This window comes from Aquitalea aquatilis, from assembly GCF_005155025.1.
Classification (GTDB): Bacteria; Pseudomonadota; Gammaproteobacteria; order Burkholderiales; family Chromobacteriaceae; genus Aquitalea; species Aquitalea aquatilis.
The window spans coordinates 3,803,813-3,829,839 of record NZ_CP039731.1; the positions used below are offsets into that span (position 1 = coordinate 3,803,813).

A 26,027-nucleotide genomic window follows, 5' to 3' on the forward strand; every position below is an offset into this window, starting at 1 on the left:
CTTTTACTACAACCCAATAATCAATTTATTTATTATTTATTTCTGTATTTCACTATGATTTCCAGCATGACCGACCGGTCTCCCAACGCAAGCAACTGCCGCTCTTTCCAGGCATCCTCCATGCCATGACGTAACTGACCGATATACTCCTCATTTGGATTCTTCTTTATTCGTTCATCAACAATACGCTCTCGCAACAAGGCACATTGAACATTAAGAAGATGAAAAGCCAACTCAAATGTTGAAGATGTATTGGCATCCAACTCAACAGGAGACTCTGTTAATTCATTCACCTGCGTACTCTCATTTTTCTTATCTAGTGACATCACATCAACCCTCGCTTATCATGAGAAGTGCATCGTGATGCTGACCACAAAATTGTGATCAACAAATGAATTTTCATGCGCACAGAGTAAGATCAAAGCATTTCGACTCTACCCCTGCCGGCTCCTTTCGCTTTGTACATGGCCTGATCTGCTGCATTCAGCATCTGCTCTACAGTGAGTTCCTTATTTGCAGCAGAATATAATTGAAAACCAATACTGGCACTTACCGTCACATTCACTTCATCATCCACCACAACAGGGTGAGAAATGTATTTAACAATCTTCTCCCCAACCTTGACTGCACTCCCAGCACCATGGTGCAGCCCTTCCAGGATAATCACAAATTCATCACCAGCCAGTCTGAATGCGCTATCCGTTTTTCTGATGTTATCACTCAATCTATTGGCGACTTGACATAGAAGAGCATCGCCAACCTTATGCCCATAATGGTCATTGATACCTTTAAAGCCATCCAGATCAATAAACAACAGAGCCAATTCCTTTTCCCAGCGTACTGCACGCGCCATCGCCTGAGGCAACACTTCAAAGAAAGCACGCCGGTTTGGCAGTCCAGTCAATGCATCTCTTCTAGCCTCTTCCTCACGTACTTTTTCCGCTTCCTTCCTTGCCGTGATATCGTGCAAAAAAGCACAAAATATTGTGCGGTCATCGGAGGTCAGTGCTTTGATACGTACCTCAACAGGAATAAATCCCCCATCGCGGCATTGTGCAGTAAATTCCAATCTTTTATTTAACACATTAGACTGCCCAGACACCATGTACTGCTTGATGCCGTGCTGGTGCCCTTCCCTCGACTTTTCAGGGACAATTAAATCATGCATCAACTGGCCGATAGCCTCATCTGCACTCCAACCAAATAGTACTTCTGCCTGGTGGTTCCATGAAATCACGACACCCGTATCATCGATACTGATATAAGCATCGTAGGCATTATCAATTACCGCAGCGAGCTCAGCTTCCCTTTTTATCAGAGATCGTTGTGCATCAGACTGCTCCACCATGCTACGAAACAACATTTCATTGGCAAGATGCAATTCATGCGTACGCTCTTCAACATCGCTCTCCAGGGTCAACCTCAGCTGTGCCAATGCTGCTTCAGCTTCTTTGCGTTGACTGATATCACTGACAAAGCTAACAAATCCTTCTAGATGTTCGTTTGCACCCCGTAAAGCGCTAGTGTTCAAGGTAACCCATACCGCATTACCATCTTTATGGATGTAGCGTTTTTCAAATTGATATGACTCAATCTCACCCTTGGCCAATTGATTCAGATAGTAAATATTCTTTTCCAGATCATCGGCGTACGTCATTTTCTGAAAGGTCAACACCGACAATTCTTCACGGGAATAACCTACGATGGTGCAAAATGAATCATTGACGCGTACCCACTCACCATCGGGTGTAACCAATGCGATACCAACGCCTGCCCGCTCAAATATTTCTTTGAAATGATCACTACCCGTCCGCCCTTCAAACGCTACTTGGCGGTATACCTTGGTTACTGCCGCAGCCTCACGTGATCTTACCTCCCGCGTAATCAGAGTGCTCAGATCCTCCAAAATCGACAGCTGCTCAGCGGTAATAGCACGAGCTTTGGTATCAATCGCACATAAAGTGCCAATCGCCAATCCGCTACTCGTTGTAATGGGCATTCCTGCATAGAAACGAATACCTGGGAAACCAGTCACCAGTGGATTATCACTAAAACGTGCATCCTGCCTCGCATCAGGAATCACTAATGGCACATCATCTAATATAGTGTGTGCGCAAAACGCCACCTCACGAGAGGTCTCTTTGCTATCCAGTCCAATACTAGACTTAAACCATTGTCTATCCTTGTCTACCAGACTGAATAAACAAATGGGAACTTCAAGTGTTTTTGACAAAATGCGTACAATGCTATCGAACACTGGCTCTGACGGCGTATCCAACAACTCTAAACGGTGTAGTGCATGTAAACGCTCTTGCTCATACACAGGGAAAGGTGCTTGGTACATTTTGGTCCATTCAATAAGTGAACTTCACATGCAGATCAGGAATCATCCACGAAAGGAACCACAAGTACGAGAAATTACACCCCATACCAGCTTATCAATTTACTTTCCTACCGTTTTATCCAAAAACTTTCCAAGTGCAATATCTCTGAACTCAATATGCCTCACAAGCCATTCCTTAATATTTTTTACTACTGAAGCAGCATCAACCTCGTCCAGCTCATCTGCAAGATCTCGAATATTAATCAACAACTGGCAGTGATCTTTTTCATGAGCAATACGATCTGGATACGCATAGCGCTCCATTAAATCATTTTCAGTTTGAAAATGAAATGCAGTAAATTCTATTACCTCTTCAAATAAACGACTCAGTTCATCACCATGAATATCATGACTGATCTTCTGAGCCAACAAGTTCACCAGCTCAACAAGGTGTTCATGCTGCCTGTCGATGGTATCAAAGCCTGTTGCCGGCGCATCCTCAATCAGCATTTCGCTCAATGATGATTTTCTTCCTTCTAAATCTTCATCAAAATATGTGAAGCGATTTTTTCCATTCATTTTGCTGGAGTACATTGCCGTGTCCGCAGCCATTAAAAGTGACTCAACATCACTCCCATGCTCAGGAAATATGCTAATTCCGATACTCGCGCCGACATAACACTTCTGCTGCTCATCCAATGATATTTCCCGTGAAATTTGGTCAATTATTTTTTCACTGATCGACCCACAATCACTTCGCTCCGCAACATTTACCAGTAGAACCCAGAACTCATCTCCCCCGGCTCTGGCAACGGTATCTTCTGCGCGGATGCCTGAGCGCAGTCGCTGTGCGACGACCTTCAATACCGTATCACCAGCATCATGGCCAAATCGATCATTGACCAACTTAAAACCATCCAGATCAATAAAAAGAAGACCAAATTGTTCGCCATGCCTGGTGGCATGGGAGATCACTTGTGAAAATCGATCAAAAAATAATGAACGATTTGGCAGCCCTGTCAGCTGGTCGTGATAAGCAAGAAACTGCATTTGCTGTTCATTTTCGATGCGATCAGTCACATCACTAGCAGTACCATAGATGAGTTCGTGCTGCACCACAGCATGCCACTCAATGAAACGATATCCTCCATTCTGGTGGCGGCATCTACTCACAAAATGTGAAACAGCCTTTTCCTTTGCCAGATCGGACAACATTGCTCGCATCGAACCCTGGTCATCTGGATGCACAAAATGCAGGATATCAGTCCCCTCCATTTTGGCTGCAGCATAGCCAAGTACATTCCCCCATGATGCATTGACCTTTAAAAATACCCCGCTCAAATTGGTAATACAAAGTAAATCTGGAATTAAGGTAAAAAAATCCTCCAACTGTGCTCGTGCAGCACGCAATTCATCATCAGCCTGATCAATTACCATCTGTACTGCATTTCGTCTACGTTGCAGTACCAAAAGTCCACATCCACACATTGCCGCCAACAGAGTAAATATAGATATTCTAATTAATGCTTTCTTTTTTATTTCATTCAAAACTGCATCAATATCACTGGCAACTGCAACTCTCAATACTGCATTTGTTGCCGTGACTGTTGACCTGATATTTGCCGTCGCCAGCATCCGATGCTCACCAATCGGATTAAACACATCCGTATTAACACTGATCTCATTCGAAACTGTTGGATATTTTGAGAAAAAAGTATCTTTCCCACCTAAATAAAGTCCAATCAGACTCGGGCGATCTGGTTCAAACATAAAAAGCGTGCCATCTTCATGTGCGAGTGCAACCCACATTCCGGATGAGTAGCGGACCGCACTGAGGATAATTCTTAACTCAGCCGCATCCAAAGAAGCCGTTACCACACCAACAAATTTTTTATCCGAATCAAGAATCACTCTGGATAAATTAATAGTCCAATTCCCTCCTACAGTTTTAAATGGCGGACTGATGTATAATTTCTTAGGGTCCGGGTTACTTTTTGGAGCAGTAAAGTAGGCTCTACTTCTAAAGTCACGCCCAATAGAATCTGCTTTACTGGACGAAGTCACAATCCCGTCTGCATCCAACACAGCTAGCCATCGGATACTAGGAATTGCATCAACCAAAGTAAGCAATTGCTGATCTGCTGTATTCGAACGCCCACGCGTCCATTGCCAACTAGATAGATTATGCGTAATGTGATTTAATGTATCATCGACCGCATCAAATTGATGTGCAATCAATGCTTGGACAACTTTTACTTGGCTGGATAGTTTTTCCGCCTGGCGCAATTTGCTATTTTTACACTCCCGATATTCAGCAAAAAACATTACAGTCAAAACAAGAATGAAACAGAACAGAAAGAAATACCACTCTTTCTTTGACTGCCCGGACATGCTTATGATATATCGCATATATTTTAATTTAATTGTTATTTAATAACTGCCAATCACTTTACTCTGGCGCAATTCGCATGTGAAAAACTAACGCACCCCGTCGGTTAATTTTATCAAACGCCGCAAGAAAAAATGATTACCATCAATCTATAATTCAAATAAACTGCCGGACGCAAAATACGTACTTACACTTACAGCGTAGTTCTCCGTGATTCTCACTGCAAGTTGGCGTATCAGTGCCAAGTTCCCTGGAACCTAGATTCCTTTCTTCACCGTACGCTGTCGCAACGCAGATTGTTTCATGGCGAGGTATTTCGGTTACTCCATCCATTTTAGTGAGAACAATTCTCACTCCAGCCGCTCATCCCCATACCAGTTACCGACAATTCTGGGCTAGCTGTCAATGCCCTTCCCTAAACATGGAATTCATCATGTACACACTGCCATGCTGCAGCACGTTGCCACCACCTCACGTCATGACATGTAGATTTTGCGCATGACTGTGGGCAAACAAGGATCGTACTGATCTATATCGTGCAGGATATAGTGGAGCCATGCTCAACCCACATTGGTTTTCTAGATTTTTTCAGACCTCACCCCCTTGAACACGCCGACGTCCCCCCGGTATTGAGCAGCACGTGACTTTAGAGTCCAATCAACCCCACACGGAGATTGGACATGAAGAAACGATTCACCGAAGAACAGATCATCGGCTTCCTGCGCGAAGCAGAAGCCGGCATGCCCGTTGCACAGTTGTGCCGCAAATACGCCTTCTCAGAAGCCAGCTATTACCTCTGGCGCAACAAATTCGGCGGCATGAAGTCTCCGAGGCCAAGCGCCTCAAAGAGCTGGAAACCGAAAATGCGCGCCTGAAAAAACTCCTGGCCGAGACCATGCTCGAGAACGAGATTGCCAAAGAGGCCCTGCGAAAAAAGTGGTAAGCGCACCGTCACGGCGGGAGTTGGTGCGCCATATTGTGGGCAAAGGACTCAGTGAGCGTCGATTGCTGCGTCTGGCCGGCATGAGCCCCAGTTCATTCCGCTACCAGCCCGCCAACGACCGTCATGTCGCCTTGAAAGCGCAGATCATCGCGCTCGCCCAACGGCACCGTCGCTACGGTGCTGGCATGATCTATTTGATAGCTGCGGCAAAGCGGCATGGTGGTCAATCACAAGCGGGTGGACCGGCTTTATGCTGAGGCAGGTCTACAAATTCGCCGGCGCAAGCGCAAGAAAATTCCCGTGGCCGACCGTCACCCACTGGCTCGCCCTTTGGCTGCCAATCAGGTCTGGTCGATGGACTTTGTGTTCGACCGGACGGCTGAGGGGCGTGCCATCAAGAATCTGACGGTGGTCGATGATGCCACGCATGAGGCAGTCGCCATTGTTCCGGAACGTGCGATGAGAGGCCTGCATCTGACCCGCGTCCTCGATCAGCTGGCGAAGACACGTGGCTTGCCCAAAGCCATCAGGACCGATAATGGCAAGGAATTCTGCAGCCGTGCGATGTTGAGCTGGGCCCACGCTCGTGGGGTTCAGCTCTTTCTCATCGAACCGGGCAAGCCCAATCAGAACGCTTACATCGAATCCTTTAACGGGCGTTTCCGGGACGAGTGCCTGAACGAGCACTGCTTCACCAGCCTGCGCCATGCCCAGGTTGTCATCGAAGCCTGGCGGAAGGAGTACAACAACGAAAGACCCAAGAAAGCACTGGGTGGTTTGACGCCGGCACGTCGAGGTGGCCATAAATCAATCGTCAATTCAATTTAAAAAAAATCAAACAAATTAAATCATTTGCTTATAAATAATTTTGTGCTAAAAATATTAATTTTTCAAGAATATTACAACCTCAACTCATGAAAAATTAGTTTTAATTTTTATTATTTCTGTACTAATCAAAATCAAGTATTAATTTCAAACAATCGATTGCTTGATAGCTCCAATAGATGACTATTAAGGTGTAGAGTGTAAAAACCATCCTAATCTCATGGAAAGTTAATGAACCAAAAAATTAGAAAGCAAATACTTATAATTGAGGACAGCAAAAGTCAGAGAATGCTTTTAAAATCATATTGTGAGCAGTATGGTAATATTTTAGTTCTAGATGCTGCGGATGGATATCAAGGATGGTGCATTAGCAATCAAAAAGAAACTCTTGATTTGATAATTGTGGATCTGAATTTACCAAAAATGGATGGAATTCAGTTAATTGAGAAATTTGCGAGAAGACCCCAAATTCCTGCGATTATCATAATTAGCGAAAAATACTCAGATCTTCTTTTATCAAGCTCGTATGCCGCACAGGAATTAGGATTTCATAAAGTAGCTATACTTGAGAAACCAATAAATAAAAATGAGTTACACCACACAATAAAATCATTACTTGACACATTCCAAATCACACCAAACTCAGAACATAACTTCCCTCTAATTGATATTGTTTCCGGATTAGCAAAAAACCAATTTACAGCTCACTATCAACCAATATACAACAGTATTAGTGGTGCAATCCAGCAACTTGAAGCACTTGCACGCTGGAATCACCCTTCAGCAGGGCTTGTCACCCCAAACCAGTTTATTACAACACTAGAATATGAAGGATTAATAACTTTACTAACACATAAAATCGTACAAACGAGTCTAGACATGCTTTTACGAAATGAGAAACTATCAAAAATGAAAATATCGATAAATCTTTCAAGAAAATTATTAGTAGATGATGAATTTATTGAATGGTTAATATATCAAGTTAATTTGAGAAAAATTGATTATAACCAAATAGTTCTAGAAATAACAGAAACGATGGCCTTTTCCAACTCAGGTCACTCACTGGCTACCTTATTGAGATTACGAATGAAAGGCTTCGAAATATCACTTGATGACTTTGGAACAGGGCACACCAATCTAGAGCATATAAAAAATCTACCAATATCAGAACTAAAAATTGACAGAAGCATCATCAAAAATATACACAAAAACAAGAGAAGCCAACATATTACATCTGGCATGAAAAACATAGCAGCCGATCTCGGAATAAAAATGGTTGCAGAAGGAATTGACAATGCAGAAGATCTAAAATTTATTTGCAACAACTACAATGACATTAATCTTCAAGGCTATTTTCTCTGCAAACCCATTCATTCCGAAATGATAACTGAAAATATTACAATAAAAGATAAATTAAATTCATAACTGAGAAAATCACATTCACTAATAAATAAGCCATAAAAAATCAATCAACAAAACCATTGCTCTCGCTGAAAACACGCATACCAATTTAGCAGTATTCAAAAAATTCCTCGAAAGTAAAAATATGAAAATTGACAACAAGCATAACAATTACACGGAAGCAACAAAAATACTTGATAACTTAGTTGTGCTAAATTCAGACAAACCAGAATGCTTAACACAGTTACTAGAATTACAATTCATCTTACGTGACCTGCGCAGAGAGATGGACGCACTGAATAAAGAGACAATTCAGTTTAATTCAAAAGTTACAACAACTACGCACGACTAGAATTGCGTGCTCAACATGTCGACGAAGACTTATCTTAAAAAAATGGGCTCTGAACTTAATGTCAATCTTACTCGTTAAATAAATCACAAATCTCAACAAAACCGCACCAGTAAAAATAATTATATTTATTAAAACGACTTAATTAGGATATTTCCCATTTGCATTAACTATAGCGAAAATCTAATCCTGAGTATTTAAACAGCTTACTAGCTACGCAAATGGGACTGGGACTGGGACTGGGACTGGGACTGGGACTGGGACTGGGACTGGGACTGGGACTGGGACTGGGACTGGGACTGGGACTGGGACTGGGACTGGGACTGGGACTGGGACTGGGACTGGGACTGGGACTGGGACTTTAATAAAACTTATTTTAAAAATAAAAATTCATGAACAATTTTACTCGAAAATATTTACACAAGGAGATGTAGAATGACCGTAGCACGAAGAATAATAATTCAGATTACATTAGCGATTATCGCCATCATTGGCATAACTTCTTTTAGCGTCTACACTCAAAAAAAATTGGCAGATACCGCTAGAAAATTTTCAACCGTTGACTATCCAAATCTTATCACACTTAATAAGTTGAGCCAAGCGACAGGGCAACTCAGAGTAGATACAATGCAGTACCTGCTTTCTACCACATCAGATGAAAGAGCGGAAAGCAAAGTCTCAATGAGTAAATCATACACTATTGCAAAATCATTCCTGACCGACTATGAAAGAATGATTAAGAACGAGGAAGATCGCATAGACTTTAACGAAAATAAGGAAAAACTAGAAACATATTACAAAAAAATAACACCAGCCATGATCGCAGTTGAAAAGGGAGACCTCAATTTAGCAATAAAGATTCGAAAGGAGCAAATTGTCCCAGCAGCGAAAGAGCTATTTCTAGCAATTGAAAAGCATATTAATTACAATAAAAAATATGTCGAAAGTGAAGCAACGCAAGCCAACCAACAAGCCTTAATAGCAAAAAATATATCAATATTAGTATCGATACTATCTGCGATAGTATTAATACTCAGCGGATTACGAACTTTTAGCTCCATTATCAAACCATTAAATGAATTAAAAATCACGATGACTGAAATTCAAGAAAATCTTGATTTCACCAAAAAAGTTACAATTATTTACAGACAAGATGAAGTTGGAAAAACCGCCATTGCTTTCAATAAATTAATTTCTGAAATTAATAGTAGCCTACGGCATATTTCAGAAACCTGCAAAAAAGTCAGCTCTTACTCAAGCGATCTTGCCAAAACGGCGATTAATGTTTCGCAAGCAGCTAGCAACCAAAATGAAGCATCTGCGAGTATAGCCACCACAATGGAAGAGCTTACTGTCAGTATCAATCACGTAGGCACGCGTGCGAATAAAACTAGTGAAAAAACAAATGAAGCGAATAAATTAGCAGAGATAGGTCAAGCTGTAATAGGGAAAACCGTTCAAGACATTCGCTCAATTCATGCCACCGTAAGCAATACAACCAACAGTATCAAAGCGCTAGAACATGAAAATAGCAGGGTCGCATCCGCAGTAGATAGTATTAAGGATATTGCAGAACAGACTAATCTGCTTGCTTTGAATGCGGCGATTGAAGCAGCTCGTGCGGGTGAACAAGGTCGTGGCTTTGCTGTTGTTGCCGATGAGGTACGCAAACTAGCTGAACGCACGACAAGCCTTACTAGTGAGATTAATAATATCATAAAAAGTATCACCACTGCATCTCGACAAAGTGTAGAGGCTATGGCAAAGACTCAAAATCTTGTAGAGGCTGGTGTTAAAGGAGCAGATAATGCCCTTCAATCGATTGAACAAATTGATAGCGCATCATCTGATGCGAAAGAAATGGTATCAGAAATTACGGATGCAATTCGTGAACAGGCTACTGCTAGTACTTCCATTGCTGTTCAGGTTGAACAAATAGCTCAGATGGCAGAAAAATCAAGTGATGCAGCAAGGAAAACGGAGTCTACAGCAAATAAACTTGACCTAGCCGTTATATCAATGACAGAAGCCGTTCGCAAGTATCAACTATAGAACTAATTTCACTCACTAATTTAATAAAGAATGTTTTAGTCAATTTCATAAGGACATCGCCGATACAATCCATTATTTTAAATATTTTCAGACCTATATCACCTCCTTGAACCCGCACAGCGACACCCACTTCGGGTGTCTTTTATGCCCTGGCCTCCGTCTTGACGGGGGCCATTTTCATTGGAGTGATCTCATGTCCCATCTCATCGAATCCATGGCCTTTGTCGGAGCCACGCCCTGGCATGGTCTGGGCAATCCTTTGTCTCCACAACAGCCGCTGGAAGTGTGGCTAACCGAATCCGGTATGGACTGGCGTATTGAGCAGAGTGATGTTTTGTTCAACGTGGCTAACGACGGTATGCACATCCGTCCGTTTGCCGATTCCAAGGTGCTGTATCGCTCGGACTCTCTGGCTCCACTGTCGGTAGTGTCACCGCGTTACAAGGTAGTGCAGCCATCAGAAGTGCTGGAGTTCTATCGCGACCTGGTCAGTGCTGGTGGCTTTGAGCTGGAAACCGCTGGGGTGTTGAAGGGTGGTCGCAAACTGTGGGCGCTGGCCAAGACCGGGCAGGAAGCCCTGCTCAAGGGTGGTGATCGGGTGAAGGCCTATCTGCTGCTGGCCACCAGTTGTGACGGCACCTTATGTACCACGGCCCAGTTCACCTCGGTACGGGTGGTGTGTAACAACACCCTGCAGATGGCGGTAAAGGATAGAACCGGTGCGGTGAAGGTGCCCCACTCCACGGTGTTCGATCCGCAGTCAGTGAAAGAAGCCCTGGGTCTGGGGTTATCTGCCTGGGACCGTTTCATTGGGAACATCAAGCAGCTGTCGCAGCGTACGGTGTCATCGGAGGAAGCCTGCCAGTTCTTCCGTGAAGTACTAGATGAGCCATTGGTAGAAGGGACTGAAGATGCAGTGACGTCGAAGGCTCTACAGCAGGTGTCGGCACTGTATAGCGGTGGTGGCATGGGTTCACTGTTGGCCGGCACCAAGGGGACCGCCTGGGGCCTGGTGAATGCCATGACTGAGTATGTTGATCATCGCCGTCGTGCCCGTAGCCAGGACTACCGTCTGGATTCGGCCTGGTTCGGTCAAGGTGCCCAGTTGAAGGGCAAGGCGTTAGAACATGCACTGGCCTTGGTGGAGTAATGCCATGGCCTCCGTGCAATCTATTGCGTTGACGGCAGCCTGTCTGACGGCAGGGATGCGGGACTTCTGTACCTGGAACAGTCTGGGTGTGGCATACGACGGGCCCGATGCCGAGCGCAGTCTGCTGGTGATCTGGGGTGCTGGCTGTCTGGAGCTGCATGCCGAACTGGTGCAGTACGCACCGATGGTGGCAGCCCTCGCGGATACCTTGTACGACCAGCTGGATCAGGGTGCGCCAGGGGTGTGGCATTACGAAGTGACTGAAGCCCTGGGCAGTGCTATGGCCGAATGGATCATGCTGCATGATGGTCTGCCTCCTTCCCTCGACTGGGTCAAAGCCTGCCTGGTGCGCTTGGCCGGGGAGTTCATGCTGCGTGGTCAGCCACAGCAGTGGCCTGCCATCCGGCAAATCCTGCTGACGCTCTCTCCGGAGCTGCCGGTGATCGTGCCGGTTGTGCCATCGTAAATCTGTGGTTGGTCTGATGTTGGTCTGATTCTGTCTTGTTGGTTCTGTAGTCCTGCTCTCTGCTGTTGCTTCTTTCGTTTCCGTTTACCCCTATCAAACCTATCGCCCGGTCAGCCTTGCTGCCGGGCTTTATGCCTTTATAAGGAGTGTTTTGCCATGGCTGAACGCTACGCACAGGCCATTCGTCTGGCCTCTACCCTGAAGTTGTCTCGTGATGAATGGCTGCGCATTCGCCAGTTGGGCATTGGTTCTTCCGATGCTGCCCCGGCCATTGGGCTGTCGCCGTACAAGTGCCCGCTGTCCTTGTGGCTGGAGAAGACCGGTCGTAAGGAGCCGGAAGATCTCTCAGAGAAAGAGCCTGTCATCTGGGGCACGATTCTGGAACCCATCCTGGCCCGGGTGTACGCCGAGCGTACCGGGCGCAAAGTACGGCGGGTGAATGCGGTACTGCAGCATCCTGAACACCGTTTCATGCTGGCCAATCTGGACCGGGAGGTGCGTTGTCCTGATGAGGGCTGGGGCATTCTGGAGATCAAGACAGCCAGTTATCACTCTGCCCCGCAGTGGGAGGAAGGCATCCCGGTGACCTATCAATGCCAAGTGCTGCATCAGCTGGCGGTCACCGGCCATGACTGGGCCGATGTAGCGGTGCTGATCGGCGGTCAGGATTTCCGTATCTATAGAGTGCTGCGCGATGAAGACAAGATCGCTGATTTGATCGCCCGGGAGACTGGATTCTGGCAACACGTGTTACTGGACACCCAACCCGCACCGGATGGTTCGGATGATGCTGCGTCAGCATTGTCCTGGCTGTTCCCGCGTGACGATGGCCAAACCATCGACCTGTCGGAATCAATTGAAGGGAATCGGCTGTTCTCTGCCTTGTTGGCTGAGCGACAACGTAAAGAGGATGCCGAGGCCCGGGAGGCAGCCATCCGGCAGCAGATCCAGAACGTGTTGGGCCATGCTTCCGCCGCCGTATTCCAGTCTGGCCGTATCACCTGGAAGCGCTCCAAGGATCGTGTTGCCCCTGACGTTGAACGCCTATCTCAAGACCACCCCACCCTGCTCGCCCAGTACAGCAAGTCCATTGCCGGTTCCCGGCGCTTTGTCATTCAAACGGAAAGGAAAGCATCGTGATTAAAGGCCTCGCCATTACTCCACCCGTCATCGGGCGTATCAGCATTGGCAAGCTGGTGCAGAAGCAAGAACGCTGGCTACCGGAGAAAGACGACAGCTTTAGCCTCACCACCCAGGTACAGAGTCGGGATGGCTGGTTGCTACACCCCTTGCACCAGGCTCTCTCTGAGCAGGCGCAGAACGGCAAGATCCGCGCCATTCCCATTCAACTGCTGTTCAACGATAGCGAGCTGAATCTGCGTGCCGAATACAGTGCCTTCGACCGGAATAATGGGCGTCCAGTGTGTGTCGGTAACGGAGAAACGGCACGGCGGGTAACCAATCAGGGTATGGAGGAGATTGGCTGCCTAGGACCTGACCGTTGCCCGCTGGCCAAGGAGCTGGGCTGCAAGCTGTATGGTCGACTCAACGTCCAGGTGGAAGGGCAACAGGATGAACTGGGTAGCTTCATCTTCCGCACCACCGGTTACAACTCGGTGCGGACCCTGGCAGCACGCTTGAAGTATTACGAAGCAGCCAGTGGCGGTAACACCAAGCATCTGCCGCTGTTACTGCGCCTACGGGCCAAGAGCACCACCCAGTCACACCGTACCCCGGTGTACTACGTGGATCTGACGCTACGCGATGGCCAGACCTTGGCCGAAGCCGTCAGTACGGCACGTAAAGCAGCGGACGAGCAACTGGAAGCCGGCATCGACACCGCCGAACTGGAGCAAGCCGCCCGGCTATTGCTGCAGAACGGTCAGTTCGAAGATACCGAGGAGGAAGTACCTCAACTGCTGGAGGAGTTTTATCCGGTAGTGGAAGGCAGTACTGAGTCCGAGGAGAAGCAGAAAGCGGTGTCTCGCCCTACCCGGCTCACTTCCAAGTTGGGTGCCGTCAGGTCGGCTTAGCCAGCCGGTTGGTCAGCTGTTCTACCATCGCCAGCACCATCTCTCGATCCGCACTATCCAGGCGGGCCAGCATCTGCGCCAAGTGCTGTGCCTGCTCGGCTGGGCGGTTGCTGGATTCCACCAGCAAGGATGAGGCGTCGCAGTTAAACAGGCTCGCCAGTTCCAGCAGGCGGGCCACCGTCGGCATCACCAGTCCCCGCTCCATGCGGGATACCGCTTCATTGCCAATATCCAGTCGTGTTGCAACCTGCTCCTGGGTCAGTCCAGCGTCCTGCCGTCGTGCTGCAATCGCTTTACCAATGCTCAGGGACAGCGCGTCCACCTTCGTTTTTGCCATCGTATTCTCCATTCAACGCGAATAGTGGCAAATCAACCCATTGACATGAACATCCTCAAAGACCGAATATCAACTCATTAAGTTGAAATAAGACAATACAGGATGATGAAATGCTTAAGAAAGGAAACACCATGCAATCCAGACAGACACTGATCGCCCTCCCCGTCCTGCTGCTGGCAGGTGCCATGTTGACCGGGTGCAACTCGGATGCGCCTTCTGCCAGTGAGGCTCAACAAGTCGCAGAAGGGATTTTTGCCAGCTGTGACAACCTGAAAGTCAAAGACTTCGAACGGGTCAACGGCATCCCACAAAACGATGGCAGCTATCTGGTCCAGGTGAAGTACACCGTACGGCTCACCCCGCCAGACAGTATCGCCAGCTATATGCGTGACACCTACCCAAAAACACTGGCAGAGCTACAAGCCAAGGACTCGCTGTTCAAAGAGCTACGCACCCAGTACTACGACCGCCTACACGCACTAGAAGCAACAGAGTCGATGGCGACAGAGAACGACCTGCTGGCCAAATACCCTGATCTTTCCCAGCTGTCAGCGAAGGTCACCGAGGCCAATTCGGGGCCGCAATTAAACAGCTTTGTGAACGACACCATGAGCATGATTGAACGGAACATGATGGCTGCCTGCCCCAAGGTGAATCCCAGCACCACTATCCGAATGGTCGATGTGCCAAAGCCACTGGAAAAATTTGCTGGCGACGTCGATATCCCCTTCAACGATACCTACGCCATGATCAAGACCGACAACGGCTGGATGGCACGCCAGTAAGCCACCCCCTCTCCCATACACCAGCCAGCGCCCATCACCGTCACCACGGGATGGGCGTTGTCGTTTCCTGCACGGAGCTTCTTATGTTCTTACCGACATTTCATGGCGAGCAGATGCTCTCCTACCTCAGCAATACCCTTAACCTACATGGCCAAGCCTTTACCCAGACACAACGTGAAGAGCTGCAGGCCCGTATCGAAGAGCTGGTCAACTATCAGGCCGTGGTCGGCATCATGGGTAAAACCGGGGGCGGCAAGTCCAGCCTGTGCAATGCCCTGTTCAGCCAGGAGATTGCCGAAGTAGATGACATTGCCGCCTGCACCCGTTACCCACAGGAATACACACTGGCGTATAAAAATGGGAAAGGGATTGCCTTGATCGATGTCCCCGGTGTCGGGGAAAGTATCGGTCGGGATCAGGAATACACCGAGCTGTACCAGCGACTACTCCCGGAACTGGATCTGATCCTGTGGGTAGTCAAAGCCGATGACCGGGCCCTGGCCATTGATCAACAGGTGTTCAACAACATCATCCGACCTTACCTCGCAAATCGGGACATCCCGGTGCTGTTTGTGATCAGCCAGGTCGACAAAGTGGCCCCTACCAGCGAGTGGGACCATGAACGGCATTTGCCAGGTAGCACCCAGCAGAACAACCTGAGCCGCAAACAGATCCAGCTCTCACAAACCTTCGACATTGCCCTCGACCATATCTGCGTCACCTCCGCCGAAGAAGGCTATGGCCTGACCAGCTTGGTCGAGCAGATCGTCACCCTGCTGCCCAATCAAAAAAAGTGGGCGATTGCCCGGGAGGCCAAACCTGAGTATGTATCAGGGAAGGCGTACCAGACGGCAAGCAAAGGGCTGTGGGAAACCATCAAAGAGACTGCCAGCACCATCCTGCGAGAAGGCTGGTCAGTGATCTCCAGCAAGGTGGAAAGCTGGCTGGACAGGCTGTTCAACTGGTAGGGCATAGCGGGCAGGGCTTCGGCCTTGCCCGCTATGCTGTACTGGTGCGGTACTTCTTTTTTGGTTAAAACGAAGACAACAGGCAGAAGTTCGGCCAAAGCGGTCTGTCGCAGCATCTGCCCTGAGCGCCTGCTCAGGGACACATTCCGGACATTCCTCTGACACCGGCACCGAATGACAGCTTACTGCGATGTGGAGCGCGAACTCCCAACCCTGATGAGTCATTTACCGAAATGTGGGAGAGTCAGCTTTGCAGCGGTCGTCGTTGCTCGATCACGAGGACCTAGAGGCAACATTGCTATCCGTTGCCGTCCCTGGAACGATCTGACGCAGTCAACGTCGGCGTCGCAGTATTCGCTGCAGGTGCAACCTAGCGTGACAATCCACCACCCAATGGCAGAGACATCGTCGAGCTCATGATTACTTGCAAGTAATCATGAGCTCGACGAGAGGCCACTCGTGGTTTAAAGCTTACCAAGCTCCTCCTCCAGCCACGTGGCCTCAGGCACTCCAAGCGCAATTAACGACGCTACGAGAGTGTCGATGGCAGGCCTCAGCGGCGCGATGTTGCTGAAGCTGATCGGGCTAAGTGCCCGGATGGCCTCCAGTAATAAGCACCAACGGCGGCCCACACCGTATCCGATCCATAGCTCTTGGAAATCAGGATAGGCCTCGATCCATGCCCTTCCGGCCTCAACGAGTACATCCAGTTGCTCAGCTCGTGGAGCAACCTCAAGCAGATTGAGCAGTACCAAGGCGACGAAAGGTGACGGCCCTTTGCTGACCAGTTTGCCTAGAACAGGGAGAAACGGACCGACTCGCTCCACGCCCTTCTCAAATAGGTAGCACTTCGATCCCTGCCCGTACATGTGGTTGTTAAAGAACAAAACGGCGACTGCCGGGGCTATGTGCATTTCGATAGACAAGTCCCTGCTTCGGCTAAGGTGTCCCCATCCACGTGTGGTCAGCATGTGGTCGGCGAGCGCGCTCCGAATGTCTACGGCCACCTGCGTCGGAATGTTGTCGCCCTCGAAGTACACTGAGTCTATGCTGCGCAAGAAATCTACGAGTACGTTGTAGAAATTCCGGTCTGGAAGCGCAACTATATGCTGCACGATCAGTTCAGTGACCTCAGGCGTTGTCAGACCGACAACGCATCGTGCAGCCGCCGCAAAGAACGTATCGTTCCACTCAGATGGCGGATTTCCCGTTTCGTCTCCATCGTCTAAGTACGCTCCATTCGCGAGGACCGTCCAAGGCATGTAGGCTTTCACGATCTCGCTAAACCAAGGGCGAGTGTCATCGAGGGAAAGAGCGTGTACTTGGCGCAACCAGAGAGCAGCAGCCTGATGATTTACATGCACTGTTGTCGAAGGCGCTGGCGTTACAGGTGGCTCTGGTGTAGCAACCGGGGTTCCAGGCAAGCGTAGTCGCCTTCTCGACCTAGCTTGTTCTATTGGGAATGTCGGCCACGTTGGCTCCGGGCCTTCGCCGCTAAGCCATGCCATCTCAGCGGCAACGGCGGCCCGCGCCTGCTCATGACTGCGCGCTTTGCGAGCGTCGTCCACTTCCTCCGACGCATCCCAAGCTCGGTTTTCCACGACACTCGCGCTGAATGCACATCGAAGCACAGCTCTCGGTAGGCGACTATCGACGTCCGCTAGGACTGCGGCGGACGTCCCGAAGCCGTGCGCGGCAGCGTGGCTTCCTGTCGCCGCTACCTCAAGAAGCGACCGTACGTCTTCCTGCGTTGACCTATACCGCAAAGCGTGGATCAACCCGGCATAGGCGATTGCGGTCGGATTAAAGAGCAGGCCTCCTCGCATCTGACGTGCAGGATCGTCGTCGAAAGTCGCAAGCGTCTTGTCCAGTTGAGATCGCGCCCATTCTCCGTACTCAGCGCGCAAAACGTCATCACCGTCCCGCATGACTATCATCGCGGCCGCCACAACAGCTTCCTCTTGCATGCGCCGTACTCCGCCGTCGTCGTCGGATTCGACATGTGCCGTAACCGTCGCAGAACGCCGCGCCCAAGCCACCGCTTCCGACCGGCTTTCTGGTAGCAACCGGGCAGGATTGTCGACCGCAAGGGTCAGCGCAGACCGCATGGCGAAGTCTGACTCTCGCTCAGCCGCAGCGTCTCGCAAAGCTTGAAGATGGGTCTGCTCTTCCGTTGGCGATAGATACTTGCATACAGTCACGGAAGATCCGTCCTTGCGCGTTACTTCAACCTCTTGCCAATTTGCGGCATCCGAGAGGTTCAGTGCGTGCCGGACCATGAATTCCGGGTCGCCCAGATCCGCGCTCGCGGCAGGTTCTCCTAGGTGTGCTGCCGCGGTCGCCAGCAGTGTCCTCAGTGTCGCGAGTTGATCCGGGGATGCCAGAAACGTGAAGTAGCCAATAAGTTCGTCAAGCGATGCCTGTCGGGATGGCCGTCGCTTCAGGTCAGCGGCGGTCACGCTGCCGCGCGGTTCGCTACGCAAGTCGCCAAGCCCGAAGAAGTCCGGCATTTCGACGCGATCATGCACCTGACGCGTGTGATCGATGCACAGTAGTTCTGGGCAGCCGAGAAAGGCCGCCGCCACGTCAAGCGATTTGGGCCAATGCGAGATGATGAGATCGACTGCCACCAGCAAGTACGCAGCGCACGAGCCCTGCGGTCCGAGCACGTCTGTCAGGACAGCTTCAAATCCTTCGCCTGCCTCGATGCGGCGGTGCGCCCATGCTTCGAGTGCCATCAGCGCGGATGTGACTGCGTAGAAGTTGCAGTTGCGTGACCAGAAGTAGGTCTGCGTCCACGGAAACGTGCGCGCACCTCCAGGCAAGGGTAAGTCGAACCCATTCGTCCCTGGGTCAGCACCTCGGCTTTCGTGTGCGACTGCGTGTGCGATCAAGTGATGTACCAAGGCCAACCCGTCCTTGGGCGAGTGGGTCAACAAATCGAGGAATGGGCCTTGTGCAGGCGATGCCGGAAGGAACTCGTGATCGAGATAGGTAAACGCCCCTTCGTGCTCACTGCCGAAACGGGACTCTCGTTGCCGGGGACTCGAGATCAGCGCCTGTGCAGTCAGGTTAGCCAGCTCTACCGGGGCTGCTTGCGCCAGCGTACCGCGTATCTTCAGGATGCTGCGCACAATATCTTCGTTGTGCTCGCTCTTTCCCACTGCTGTCAGATATTCTGCGGCCAACTCCGGCGTTGCCCGCGCAAACATGATAAACGAATTGCGAAGGTCCAATTTAAGGGACTGGACCCCGTCGCGATCCAGGTGTGCCCAAAACACAGGGCCTTCGCTCGGCGTCGGCATTGCATCTCTTGGCTCCATCAACCTCAGCCAACGATAGACCTGTCGTGTCGTAAACGGCGTGATAGCGGTGGTTCCAAGCGTGCCAATCGAGAATGCCGCGTAAAGCTGAACGATCTCTGGAATGGCCTCATTAGGAACGCTATCTCCGGTTCCCAAGAGCCAGAAAATCAACGTCTTCCATGCCGGGCCACGCGGTATGTTGATCGATGCGGGTATGAGCGCGGGGGCGACTCCCTCAGTCGCAAAGACCTTTGCGGCCGGAATCACGTCGACGGCCATGACCGTTCGGATGAGCTCACGTAAAAGTGCTGCGCCATTGGCGAGAAGTTCGGGCGATGCGCGTTGGAGAAGTGCTTCCGCAGCTTCGGATCGAGCTAGGGCTAGCAACGCAGCCCGGCGCCAAGAACGATGAACGCCCGCTTGGCTCAGCCGATCAACGAGTGCGTGCCACCTCACGCCATCAGTCGTCCGCTCGATTGCCATGCGTGCAGCCAACTCAACTCCACGTGCAAACATTGCCGTTGCTGGTCGGTCTAGTTGCAGCCTATCGACGAGTTCGGGGTTGGCTTGCAGGGCGTTTGCAATCGCCCACTCGCGCAGTACGTCATGACGAAATGCGACCCGGTCAATGCCCAAATCCCGCAGAGTGCCGCTGGATACCAGCGCATCGATCGGTGCCGTAGCTTGGCCAGTAACGTCGAGGAAGTCAGCGCCAGATAAGGTCTGCACTGCTGCGCAGTGCAGCAGCCGAGCCCGATCACGCCACCCGGAGTCGCGGGCACCGTCCGCAGTGGTCCACCACTGCTCGGCCATATCGACTTCAGTCCGTGGCACGGGATCAGATACTGGCTGACTCGCCAGCCGTGCGAGACGAAACAGGTTCCTGGCGACCTGACGTGCGGGATGGCCGTCCGTTAGAAGGGGCGCGAGCGAAGGATCAGTCACCTTCAGCTGCTCAATCTCCTCCTTACTTAGCTCACCTATTGTGATCGGGTCGGTTTGGCCAAGGCGTGCCAGTACATCGCTTGGTAGCCAGCTGGGTTCATCAATCCCAAATTCGCACCGAGCCGTCGCGACCACGGCCACTCCCGGAACAAAAGAGGCCTCCCCGACGACGTCGACGACCGTGAGCCTCTCCTCTGTGCTGAAAGAGTCGAGGTTGTCGACAAAAATCGTGGCACCACCATCATTCGCCAGTTCAACGAGCAATTCGTGAAGCGTTCCGTCGAAGCTGAGCTGCGCGCGCAACGCGGCCCATCCTCGCGGAACACATCGCCCTGGACTGAGAACAATGACTTGACCTTCGGCTTGCATGGCCTCGGCCATCTGCCGAAGGACGCCCGACTTGCCGACGCCTGCATCACCACGGATCTCCACATAGCGTCCACGATCCAACGCTTCTCGCGTTGCGGAAACGCGCCCCTGCCGTGCAAGTACGACGTTACCAACGCGGTTACGAATGTCAGCAAGTGCCAAGCGGGATGACTCGGCTAGCGCGGCTCGGGTCGTAGCGTGCCGAAGTTCGCCTCGGAATCGATAGCCCAACTGCGCGAGAGATTGCAGCGCAGTCTCGTGGGTTCTGTCGCCGCCGCTTTTCGCAACGTCGATTGCTAGCTCAATGAGGCTAGTCCAGAAGCCCCCAGCGCGCGATCCATCGTCGGTATGCAGTAGACGGACGGCACGCTCTAGCGCTAGGTCGTGCGATGCAGAGCCTGGGGCTGTGAAGTCGAATGTCAGAATCTGCAGCCGGCGCAGCAACAGCCAGACGGTTTCTTTGTCGTCTGGCAAGCCTTCGTCTCGCAGGTGGCTTCTGAACGTTTTGACGAAGGCGCGCATGTCGTCGTTTGCCACGCCCGCCAGATCAATTTCGGCGGCGAACGTAGCCGCGTCGCCAATCTGCCGCGCGAGCGTGAGCACATCCTGATATGCGCCGTCGATCTTTCGCGACCCCTTCGTCGTTGCAATCGCTAGCTCGTACCGTTGAGTCAGAAAGTCAGTCCGTTTCGACGCTTCGACAATTTGGCTAACGACTTTACGAAAGACGGGATCAGCGGCAGAGAATGTGATCGATCGCTTTACTTGAACCTCCAGTACTGCAGGCTTCCCGGTCAAGTTGTCATGGGCGTGGATGACCACGTCGTCAAGCGGGTGCCCCGCATTGGCCTGCTGTAGCGAGACTCGGTCAATCATGGTGCCGGGAAGGCCTCTAGCGGGCGCCCCTGCAAGCATTGCTAGCAAATATGAAGCGCCGACCTGAGCCTCAAAATGGGTGCCCGCTGGCCCGCTGGCCAACGTGCTGGTTCCCGAGCTACTGTCTGCCGGAGACCTTTCATGCTCACTCATGCTTCTCCCTTTCGAAGCTGGCGCTATTTTTGCTCGATGCGAGCGTTACGGTATTTTCTAATTCTTTGGATGCCGTCTTTGTGAGCTATCGTTCATACGGGACTTGTCTGGCAGCGGTATTTCCGGCACTTGGCGAATTCCTCTAAGCTCTAGCTGGAAGTGGCCAATAGCTGCGCATCGAATTGAGCAGCCGCGCCTCGAATGGCGTCTATTTGTTCTAACGCCGGGTGTTTCATAACTTCCAGTCGGTGAGCAATCAGTGCTGCCATTGTCAGCTCTACGCAATTTTCTAGGTAAGGGAATAAAAGTAGCGCATATCCTTCCTCGGGGTTTACATGCTGGCTGGCCATTGATCCCGGCCCAAGTTCAATGATGAAAGGAAGTTTTTCGTCAATGGATACGCACATGCTCCAGGAAGGGCCGGTTTTCATGACGATGATAGCTACTGCGCCGGGATAACCCGCCACTTTCGCAAAAGGCGTATCACCCGCGAAAAGGGTTGAGGTTCCGCGTATTGCAGATTTCGTTCCATCACTGGCCGGCCAGACACCTTTGCGTGCTTCGGCTGCTGTGGTATGGCTCAAACACTCTTCGCCAAAAAGCGAATACCCGATTCCCAACGCAAGTTTGCACATGAATCGCTGATCGAACTTTGTGTTCACTGAGAGCTGCACGGGAATGTTGCCGGCATGAATTGCCGCTCGGATAACGTCTCGATCGGTTTCTTCGTCAGGAGTTGGTGAATCGAACCCCCAAATCTTTGGGTTAACTGCCGCACCGTTGGTATCTCGAAGTTCGGCGCAGAGAATCTTCCGAGCCTTTCGTTTATCTAAGGCGCGATGAAAACTACGCAGCCCAAGCGCGTGCTTCTCCGGGCTTTCCGATACGGGGAAGAAATATGCAACGGATGGCTTTTTCTTTGTGTCTATAGGGTTGCCACCCGTGTATGAATCCATTCTTTCGTCATGTGGGCGAATCCAAGTGACTGTCTCGCCGGAAGGGCCGATCCAATGTTCCGCAGCATGACCATCGGGAACATTGAGGTTTGGTATTTGCGCTCTACCCATGCAACGAAGTGGTAGGCCGGGATCATCCGATTTCGTGCAAAGCAAGCGCGCGGCTTCTGCCAGATAGTTCGTGATGAACCAAGACTTGGCATAGGAGGCATCAACCCACAAGCCTAAGTTGTTGTTGCACGTCTTGCAGACGTTGGGGAGCTGAAAGATTTTTGGCGCGTATTCGCCACCCATGAACTGGGGAATGGCGTGTTCCAGGCTGGATTCGCTTTGTTGTTTCTCTTTGCCGCAATAAAGACACGTGAACGCGCTGCTCATAATTTCTTTCCCCCGAAAAGTGTGTGTGCCGTCGAGGATTTTATCGACCCTTAACGAACTATCCAGTTTAGCTACCTGGATCTACGAAGCTCAGTGCTGCGGAACATCACTGAGTGTCTACTTGGGCATGCTGTGCATGAAGTTATCTCCTCCTAGCCGGTGGCTACCCCAGCCAACGCAGTATCCAGGCGACAGTTGAGTTCTCAGGTGCTCGGCATCGTCCTGTGATTTGAATACGCCAGAAAGGTGCCAAGGGTCTGTACGGTAGACACCGAAGCCTAACCTGCAGCCTGGGTTATCAATATCCAATGTAGGAACCAACCTGGATGCATTCGGGATCATGGCTAAGGATGTGGCATAGCCTATGCCTGGCCCCTCGTCACTTGGCGGCAGCGAGGAGCTAACGATTCCGATGACCTCGCCTCTTTCATTGAAAACGGGGCCGCCGCTCATTCCCGGGCGCCAATCAGCTTCAACCTCAAAGCCCGGTGATGGGCGATTGCCCCGTCCATCGGGACAGAGATTGGTTACCCGTCCGTACACTCCAAACATGCCTTCTTTTAGATATCGCGCGATCTCATCCCCATTCAAGGCCTCAAAACCTAGCTCGGGGTATCCCACAGCAAAGACGGCCTCACCAACCTCGGGGTAAGTTTGGAAGTTCACTGGCACGGTATGAAACGGCGGGGCGTCAGGCTGAAGAACGGCACTCATGCCTGCGATATCCGGACCGATCTGATACGGCGACGACCTGCCTCGTAACGCAGCCATCGGGTCCACGTTCTTCTCAGTTAGGATGGCATCCACTCGATCCATAGGGGCCCAGCACGAGCTAGGAATGGCAGCAGTCCCGAACACAACACCGTAGCCTAGCAATACGGCTGCATGCGAGGATCGAGTGATATCGACCTCAATCAACGTATCTGGTGATACCTGATCCAAGTGATGCGTTCGAATACGATCCACCACATGGTCGGCAGTGAGCAGTCTGCCCCAGCCGTCAACATGGAACGCCGTCCCAACCCCTTCAGCGCTGCCATCGGGATTGCGCAGGAATACCGGTACGACCGCGCGACGTAGGCCAAAGGGATCATCAATCGGGAACGGAACACCGTCATTGGCAGTTTCCCCATAGGGTTTACGGGGCGAGTGAATCTCGAAAGTCTCGAAGGTATTGAGTGCGAAGCGGTTAGGCATAGATGATTCTCTCTATTAGGGCATCTACCCGCATTTGACTGCTAGTGGCCGATAGCAGTCATGCTAGCACAACAGCATTATGGCCGCTTTGGCCGGAGGCTGTGTGGAAACGCAGCATCCGGGCTCTGCCAAAATAGTTGGTACAGCGTCTTGCCGGGTTATCAAGTTCGTCCGCTGCGCAAACTAGGCTATTTAGATGGGCAAAAAGCCCCTTTCAGGCCGCTACTGCTGCCATTAATCCTGCAATTCCAATGATCTTCATAACTCGCTTCAAGTTGTACGCAAGCACGTGCAAGCTCATCTCGGTGCTGACATGTTCTAGGGTGCGTGTCAGGAAGTGCGTCGCCCCCATCCAGTCTTTCAACGTCCCGAAGGGATGCTCCACAGTCTGCCGCCGTAGTTTCATCGCACCAGGCTGGATATCCAGTCGCCTCTGCATCGCTTCCAATGTGGCTTCATGCTCCCAACGACTGACTCGTCGATAATCACTTGGCGTACACCTTTCTTTGATCGGGCAACGTGGGCAGTCTGAGCTCCAGTAACGATTGATTAGCAGGCCAGACTCAATCCGGGCAAATCGCCATTTCAAGCGACTGCCTGCGGGGCAGACGTATTCGCCAGCTACCGGATCAAACACGAAGTCCTCTTTGTCGAAGCGCCCTTCGGCCTTCGCACCAGAGGTCATCGGTTTTGATACCAGTGCAGTAATGCCGGCCTCTTCACATTTTTGAATTTCTTCGCCTTTAAAGTACCCACGATCTGCAATGACTTGCAGGTCCGTGGTATCCAGTGCCGACTGCGCTTGTATGGCCATCTTGGCCAACTGGCTGCGATCACTGCCGCTATTGGTCACTTCATGGGTAACGATGAGATGGTGTCGGGTATCGACAGCGGTCTGCACGTTATATCCCACCAGCCCACGGCTCGTACTAGTCGCCATGGCGCGGGCATCAGGATCGGTCAAGGAAATCTGTGCCGATGGCTCTTGTTCTAACTGAGCCTGAATCTGCTTCAGTCTTTCCATGCTCTTTTTCAGCGTGGCCATCTTTTGCTGGATTCTGATGGCTCGCACTTCTGCTATCTCTGGCGGTTGGCGATCTGCGGTTTCCAATGCGATGAGATAACGCTCAATGCAGTGGTCGATTTCCTGCATCCGCTTCTCCAGTTTGCCTCGCGTGAAGTTACGGTCATGGGCATTTACCGCTTTGAACTTGCTGCCATCAATGGCGACGACTGCGTGCGTGAACAGATTCAGCTCCCGGCACAGCACAACGAACTGCCGGCAGACATTGCGTATACCGCTGCCATTGTCTCGTCGAAAGTCGGCAATCGTTTTAAAGTCGGGAGCAAGTCGTCCCAGCAGCCACATCAACTCGATGTTGCGCTGGGATTCACGCTCAAGACGCCGACTGGATGGGATGCGGTTGAGGTAACCGTAGATGTACAGCTTGAGCAGGATCGCAGGATGGTAAGACGGTCGCCCGGTGGTCTTGGGTTCGATGCCGGCAAACCCAAGTGCGCGCAGGTCGAGTTGTTCGACAAATGCATCGACAATGCGTACCGGGTTGTCTTCGCCAACATAATCATCGAGCAGCGCTGGCAGCAGTGCAGTCTGCGACCTGCAATCCCCTTGGATAAACCGTGTCATAGCGCACCCCTCGGCATGGAGCTGCAGACATCATAATCCCATGGACGTTTTCACACAGCCTCCGGCCAAAGGAGTCATAGAAAAGGTTAATACCTTACGTCTTCTGCCTGCTAAAAGCAGCCAGTATGGTGTGCCACCAATAGGTGGATGTCTTTCGGTGATCTTCCGCATCCACTCTC

At 50.8% G+C, this 26,027-nt stretch carries 17 protein-coding genes and 1 pseudogene; 10 read left to right on the forward strand and 8 right to left on the reverse strand.

What is annotated here, in order from left to right:
• Nucleotides 1-32 precede the first annotated feature (32 nt).
• The 3 genes from FAZ30_RS17710 to FAZ30_RS17720 all read right to left on the reverse strand — a co-directional run bounded on the left by FAZ30_RS17710 (nt 33) and on the right by FAZ30_RS17720 (nt 4,648).
• Nucleotides 33-326: a hypothetical protein gene (locus FAZ30_RS17710; protein WP_137009947.1), complete on the reverse strand. Its 294-nt coding sequence runs from the start codon at nt 324-326 to the stop codon at nt 33-35.
• Between the two features lie 92 nt (nt 327-418).
• Complete coding sequence (locus FAZ30_RS17715) at nt 419-2,344, reverse strand: PAS domain S-box protein (protein WP_137009948.1); 1,926 nt, start codon at nt 2,342-2,344, stop codon at nt 419-421.
• A gap of 99 nt (nt 2,345-2,443) precedes the next feature.
• Nucleotides 2,444-4,648 carry a diguanylate cyclase domain-containing protein gene (locus tag FAZ30_RS17720; protein WP_168190876.1) on the reverse strand — a complete coding sequence of 735 codons (2,205 nt, stop codon included), beginning with the start codon at nt 4,646-4,648 and terminating at the stop codon, nt 2,444-2,446.
• Nucleotides 4,649-5,392: 744 nt separating this feature from the next.
• Here FAZ30_RS17720 and FAZ30_RS17725 point away from each other — a divergent pair.
• From FAZ30_RS17725 to FAZ30_RS17760, 8 genes and pseudogenes are all read left to right on the forward strand, one after another.
• Nucleotides 5,393-6,483: pseudogene (locus FAZ30_RS17725) on the forward strand (IS3 family transposase).
• Nucleotides 6,484-6,711: 228 nt separating this feature from the next.
• Nucleotides 6,712-7,905 (forward strand): EAL domain-containing response regulator, encoded by a 1,194-nt coding sequence (locus tag FAZ30_RS17730; RefSeq protein ID WP_137009950.1) that lies wholly within the window; start codon nt 6,712-6,714, stop codon nt 7,903-7,905.
• Nucleotides 7,906-8,451: 546 nt separating this feature from the next.
• A complete protein-coding gene (locus tag FAZ30_RS20640) occupies nt 8,452-8,595 on the forward strand; it encodes a hypothetical protein (protein WP_205676615.1) in 144 nt (47 codons plus the stop codon).
• 70 nt (nt 8,596-8,665) lie between these two features.
• Complete coding sequence (locus tag FAZ30_RS17740; RefSeq protein WP_137009951.1) at nt 8,666-10,282, forward strand: methyl-accepting chemotaxis protein; 1,617 nt, start codon at nt 8,666-8,668, stop codon at nt 10,280-10,282.
• Between the two features lie 193 nt (nt 10,283-10,475).
• Nucleotides 10,476-11,432 carry a DUF932 domain-containing protein gene (locus FAZ30_RS17745; RefSeq protein ID WP_137009952.1) on the forward strand — a complete coding sequence of 319 codons (957 nt, stop codon included), beginning with the start codon at nt 10,476-10,478 and terminating at the stop codon, nt 11,430-11,432.
• Nucleotides 11,433-11,436: 4 nt separating this feature from the next.
• Nucleotides 11,437-11,898: a hypothetical protein gene (locus FAZ30_RS17750; RefSeq protein WP_137009953.1), complete on the forward strand. Its 462-nt coding sequence runs from the start codon at nt 11,437-11,439 to the stop codon at nt 11,896-11,898.
• Between the two features lie 156 nt (nt 11,899-12,054).
• Nucleotides 12,055-13,038 (forward strand): YqaJ viral recombinase family nuclease, encoded by a 984-nt coding sequence (locus FAZ30_RS17755; protein ID WP_137009954.1) that lies wholly within the window; start codon nt 12,055-12,057, stop codon nt 13,036-13,038.
• A complete protein-coding gene (locus tag FAZ30_RS17760) occupies nt 13,035-13,931 on the forward strand; it encodes a recombination directionality factor (protein WP_137009955.1) in 897 nt (298 codons plus the stop codon). Before FAZ30_RS17755 ends, FAZ30_RS17760 begins: the two co-directional genes overlap by 4 nt.
• Here FAZ30_RS17760 and FAZ30_RS17765 read toward each other — a convergent pair.
• On the reverse strand, nt 13,918-14,268 hold the full coding sequence (locus FAZ30_RS17765) for a helix-turn-helix domain-containing protein (protein WP_137009956.1): 351 nt from the start codon (nt 14,266-14,268) through the stop codon (nt 13,918-13,920). The genes FAZ30_RS17760 and FAZ30_RS17765 overlap by 14 nt on opposite strands.
• Nucleotides 14,269-14,399: 131 nt before the next feature.
• On the opposite strand from FAZ30_RS17765, the gene FAZ30_RS17770 reads away from it, so the two are divergent.
• Together FAZ30_RS17770 and FAZ30_RS17775 are read left to right on the forward strand one after the other, a co-directional pair.
• Nucleotides 14,400-15,053 (forward strand): hypothetical protein, encoded by a 654-nt coding sequence (locus tag FAZ30_RS17770; RefSeq protein ID WP_137009957.1) that lies wholly within the window; start codon nt 14,400-14,402, stop codon nt 15,051-15,053.
• An 83-nt stretch (nt 15,054-15,136) separates the two neighbouring features.
• Nucleotides 15,137-16,021 (forward strand): GTPase family protein, encoded by an 885-nt coding sequence (locus FAZ30_RS17775; RefSeq protein WP_168190877.1) that lies wholly within the window; start codon nt 15,137-15,139, stop codon nt 16,019-16,021.
• A 464-nt stretch (nt 16,022-16,485) separates the two neighbouring features.
• Here FAZ30_RS17775 and FAZ30_RS17780 read toward each other — a convergent pair whose 3' ends face one another.
• From FAZ30_RS17780 to FAZ30_RS17795, 4 genes are all read right to left on the reverse strand, one after another.
• Nucleotides 16,486-21,516 (reverse strand): DEAD/DEAH box helicase family protein, encoded by a 5,031-nt coding sequence (locus FAZ30_RS17780; RefSeq protein ID WP_205676616.1) that lies wholly within the window; start codon nt 21,514-21,516, stop codon nt 16,486-16,488.
• Nucleotides 21,517-21,818: 302 nt separating this feature from the next.
• Nucleotides 21,819-23,003, reverse strand: a complete 1,185-nt coding sequence (locus tag FAZ30_RS17785) for an HNH endonuclease (RefSeq protein ID WP_137009960.1) — start codon at nt 23,001-23,003, stop codon at nt 21,819-21,821.
• A gap of 117 nt (nt 23,004-23,120) precedes the next feature.
• Nucleotides 23,121-24,200: a S1 family peptidase gene (locus tag FAZ30_RS17790; RefSeq protein ID WP_137009961.1), complete on the reverse strand. Its 1,080-nt coding sequence runs from the start codon at nt 24,198-24,200 to the stop codon at nt 23,121-23,123.
• 214 nt (nt 24,201-24,414) lie between these two features.
• A complete protein-coding gene (locus FAZ30_RS17795) occupies nt 24,415-25,848 on the reverse strand; it encodes an IS1182 family transposase (protein ID WP_137009962.1) in 1,434 nt (477 codons plus the stop codon).
• Between the last annotated feature and the right edge of the window lie 179 nt (nt 25,849-26,027).

Bases quoted from the DNA above. Each gene is read 5' to 3' on its own strand.
- FAZ30_RS17710 (WP_137009947.1), bottom strand. From the start codon at position 326: ATGTCACTAGATAAGAAAAATGAGAGTACGCAGGTGAATGAATTAACA.
- FAZ30_RS17755 (WP_137009954.1), top strand. From the start codon at position 12,055: ATGGCTGAACGCTACGCACAGGCCATTCGTCTGGCCTCTACCCTGAAG.
- FAZ30_RS17780 (WP_205676616.1), bottom strand. From the start codon at position 21,516: ATGATTGACCGAGTCTCGCTACAGCAGGCCAATGCGGGGCACCCGCTT.
- FAZ30_RS17740 (WP_137009951.1), top strand. From the start codon at position 8,666: ATGACCGTAGCACGAAGAATAATAATTCAGATTACATTAGCGATTATC.
- FAZ30_RS20640 (WP_205676615.1), top strand. From the start codon at position 8,452: ATGGGACTGGGACTGGGACTGGGACTGGGACTGGGACTGGGACTGGGA.
- FAZ30_RS17790 (WP_137009961.1), bottom strand. From the start codon at position 24,200: ATGCCTAACCGCTTCGCACTCAATACCTTCGAGACTTTCGAGATTCAC.
- FAZ30_RS17795 (WP_137009962.1), bottom strand. From the start codon at position 25,848: ATGACACGGTTTATCCAAGGGGATTGCAGGTCGCAGACTGCACTGCTG.
- FAZ30_RS17765 (WP_137009956.1), bottom strand. From the start codon at position 14,268: ATGGCAAAAACGAAGGTGGACGCGCTGTCCCTGAGCATTGGTAAAGCG.
- FAZ30_RS17770 (WP_137009957.1), top strand. From the start codon at position 14,400: ATGCAATCCAGACAGACACTGATCGCCCTCCCCGTCCTGCTGCTGGCA.
- FAZ30_RS17785 (WP_137009960.1), bottom strand. From the start codon at position 23,003: ATGAGCAGCGCGTTCACGTGTCTTTATTGCGGCAAAGAGAAACAACAA.
- FAZ30_RS17730 (WP_137009950.1), top strand. From the start codon at position 6,712: ATGAACCAAAAAATTAGAAAGCAAATACTTATAATTGAGGACAGCAAA.
- FAZ30_RS17775 (WP_168190877.1), top strand. From the start codon at position 15,137: ATGTTCTTACCGACATTTCATGGCGAGCAGATGCTCTCCTACCTCAGC.
- FAZ30_RS17750 (WP_137009953.1), top strand. From the start codon at position 11,437: ATGGCCTCCGTGCAATCTATTGCGTTGACGGCAGCCTGTCTGACGGCA.
- FAZ30_RS17715 (WP_137009948.1), bottom strand. From the start codon at position 2,344: ATGTACCAAGCACCTTTCCCTGTGTATGAGCAAGAGCGTTTACATGCA.
- FAZ30_RS17720 (WP_168190876.1), bottom strand. From the start codon at position 4,648: ATGTTTTTTGCTGAATATCGGGAGTGTAAAAATAGCAAATTGCGCCAG.
- FAZ30_RS17745 (WP_137009952.1), top strand. From the start codon at position 10,476: ATGTCCCATCTCATCGAATCCATGGCCTTTGTCGGAGCCACGCCCTGG.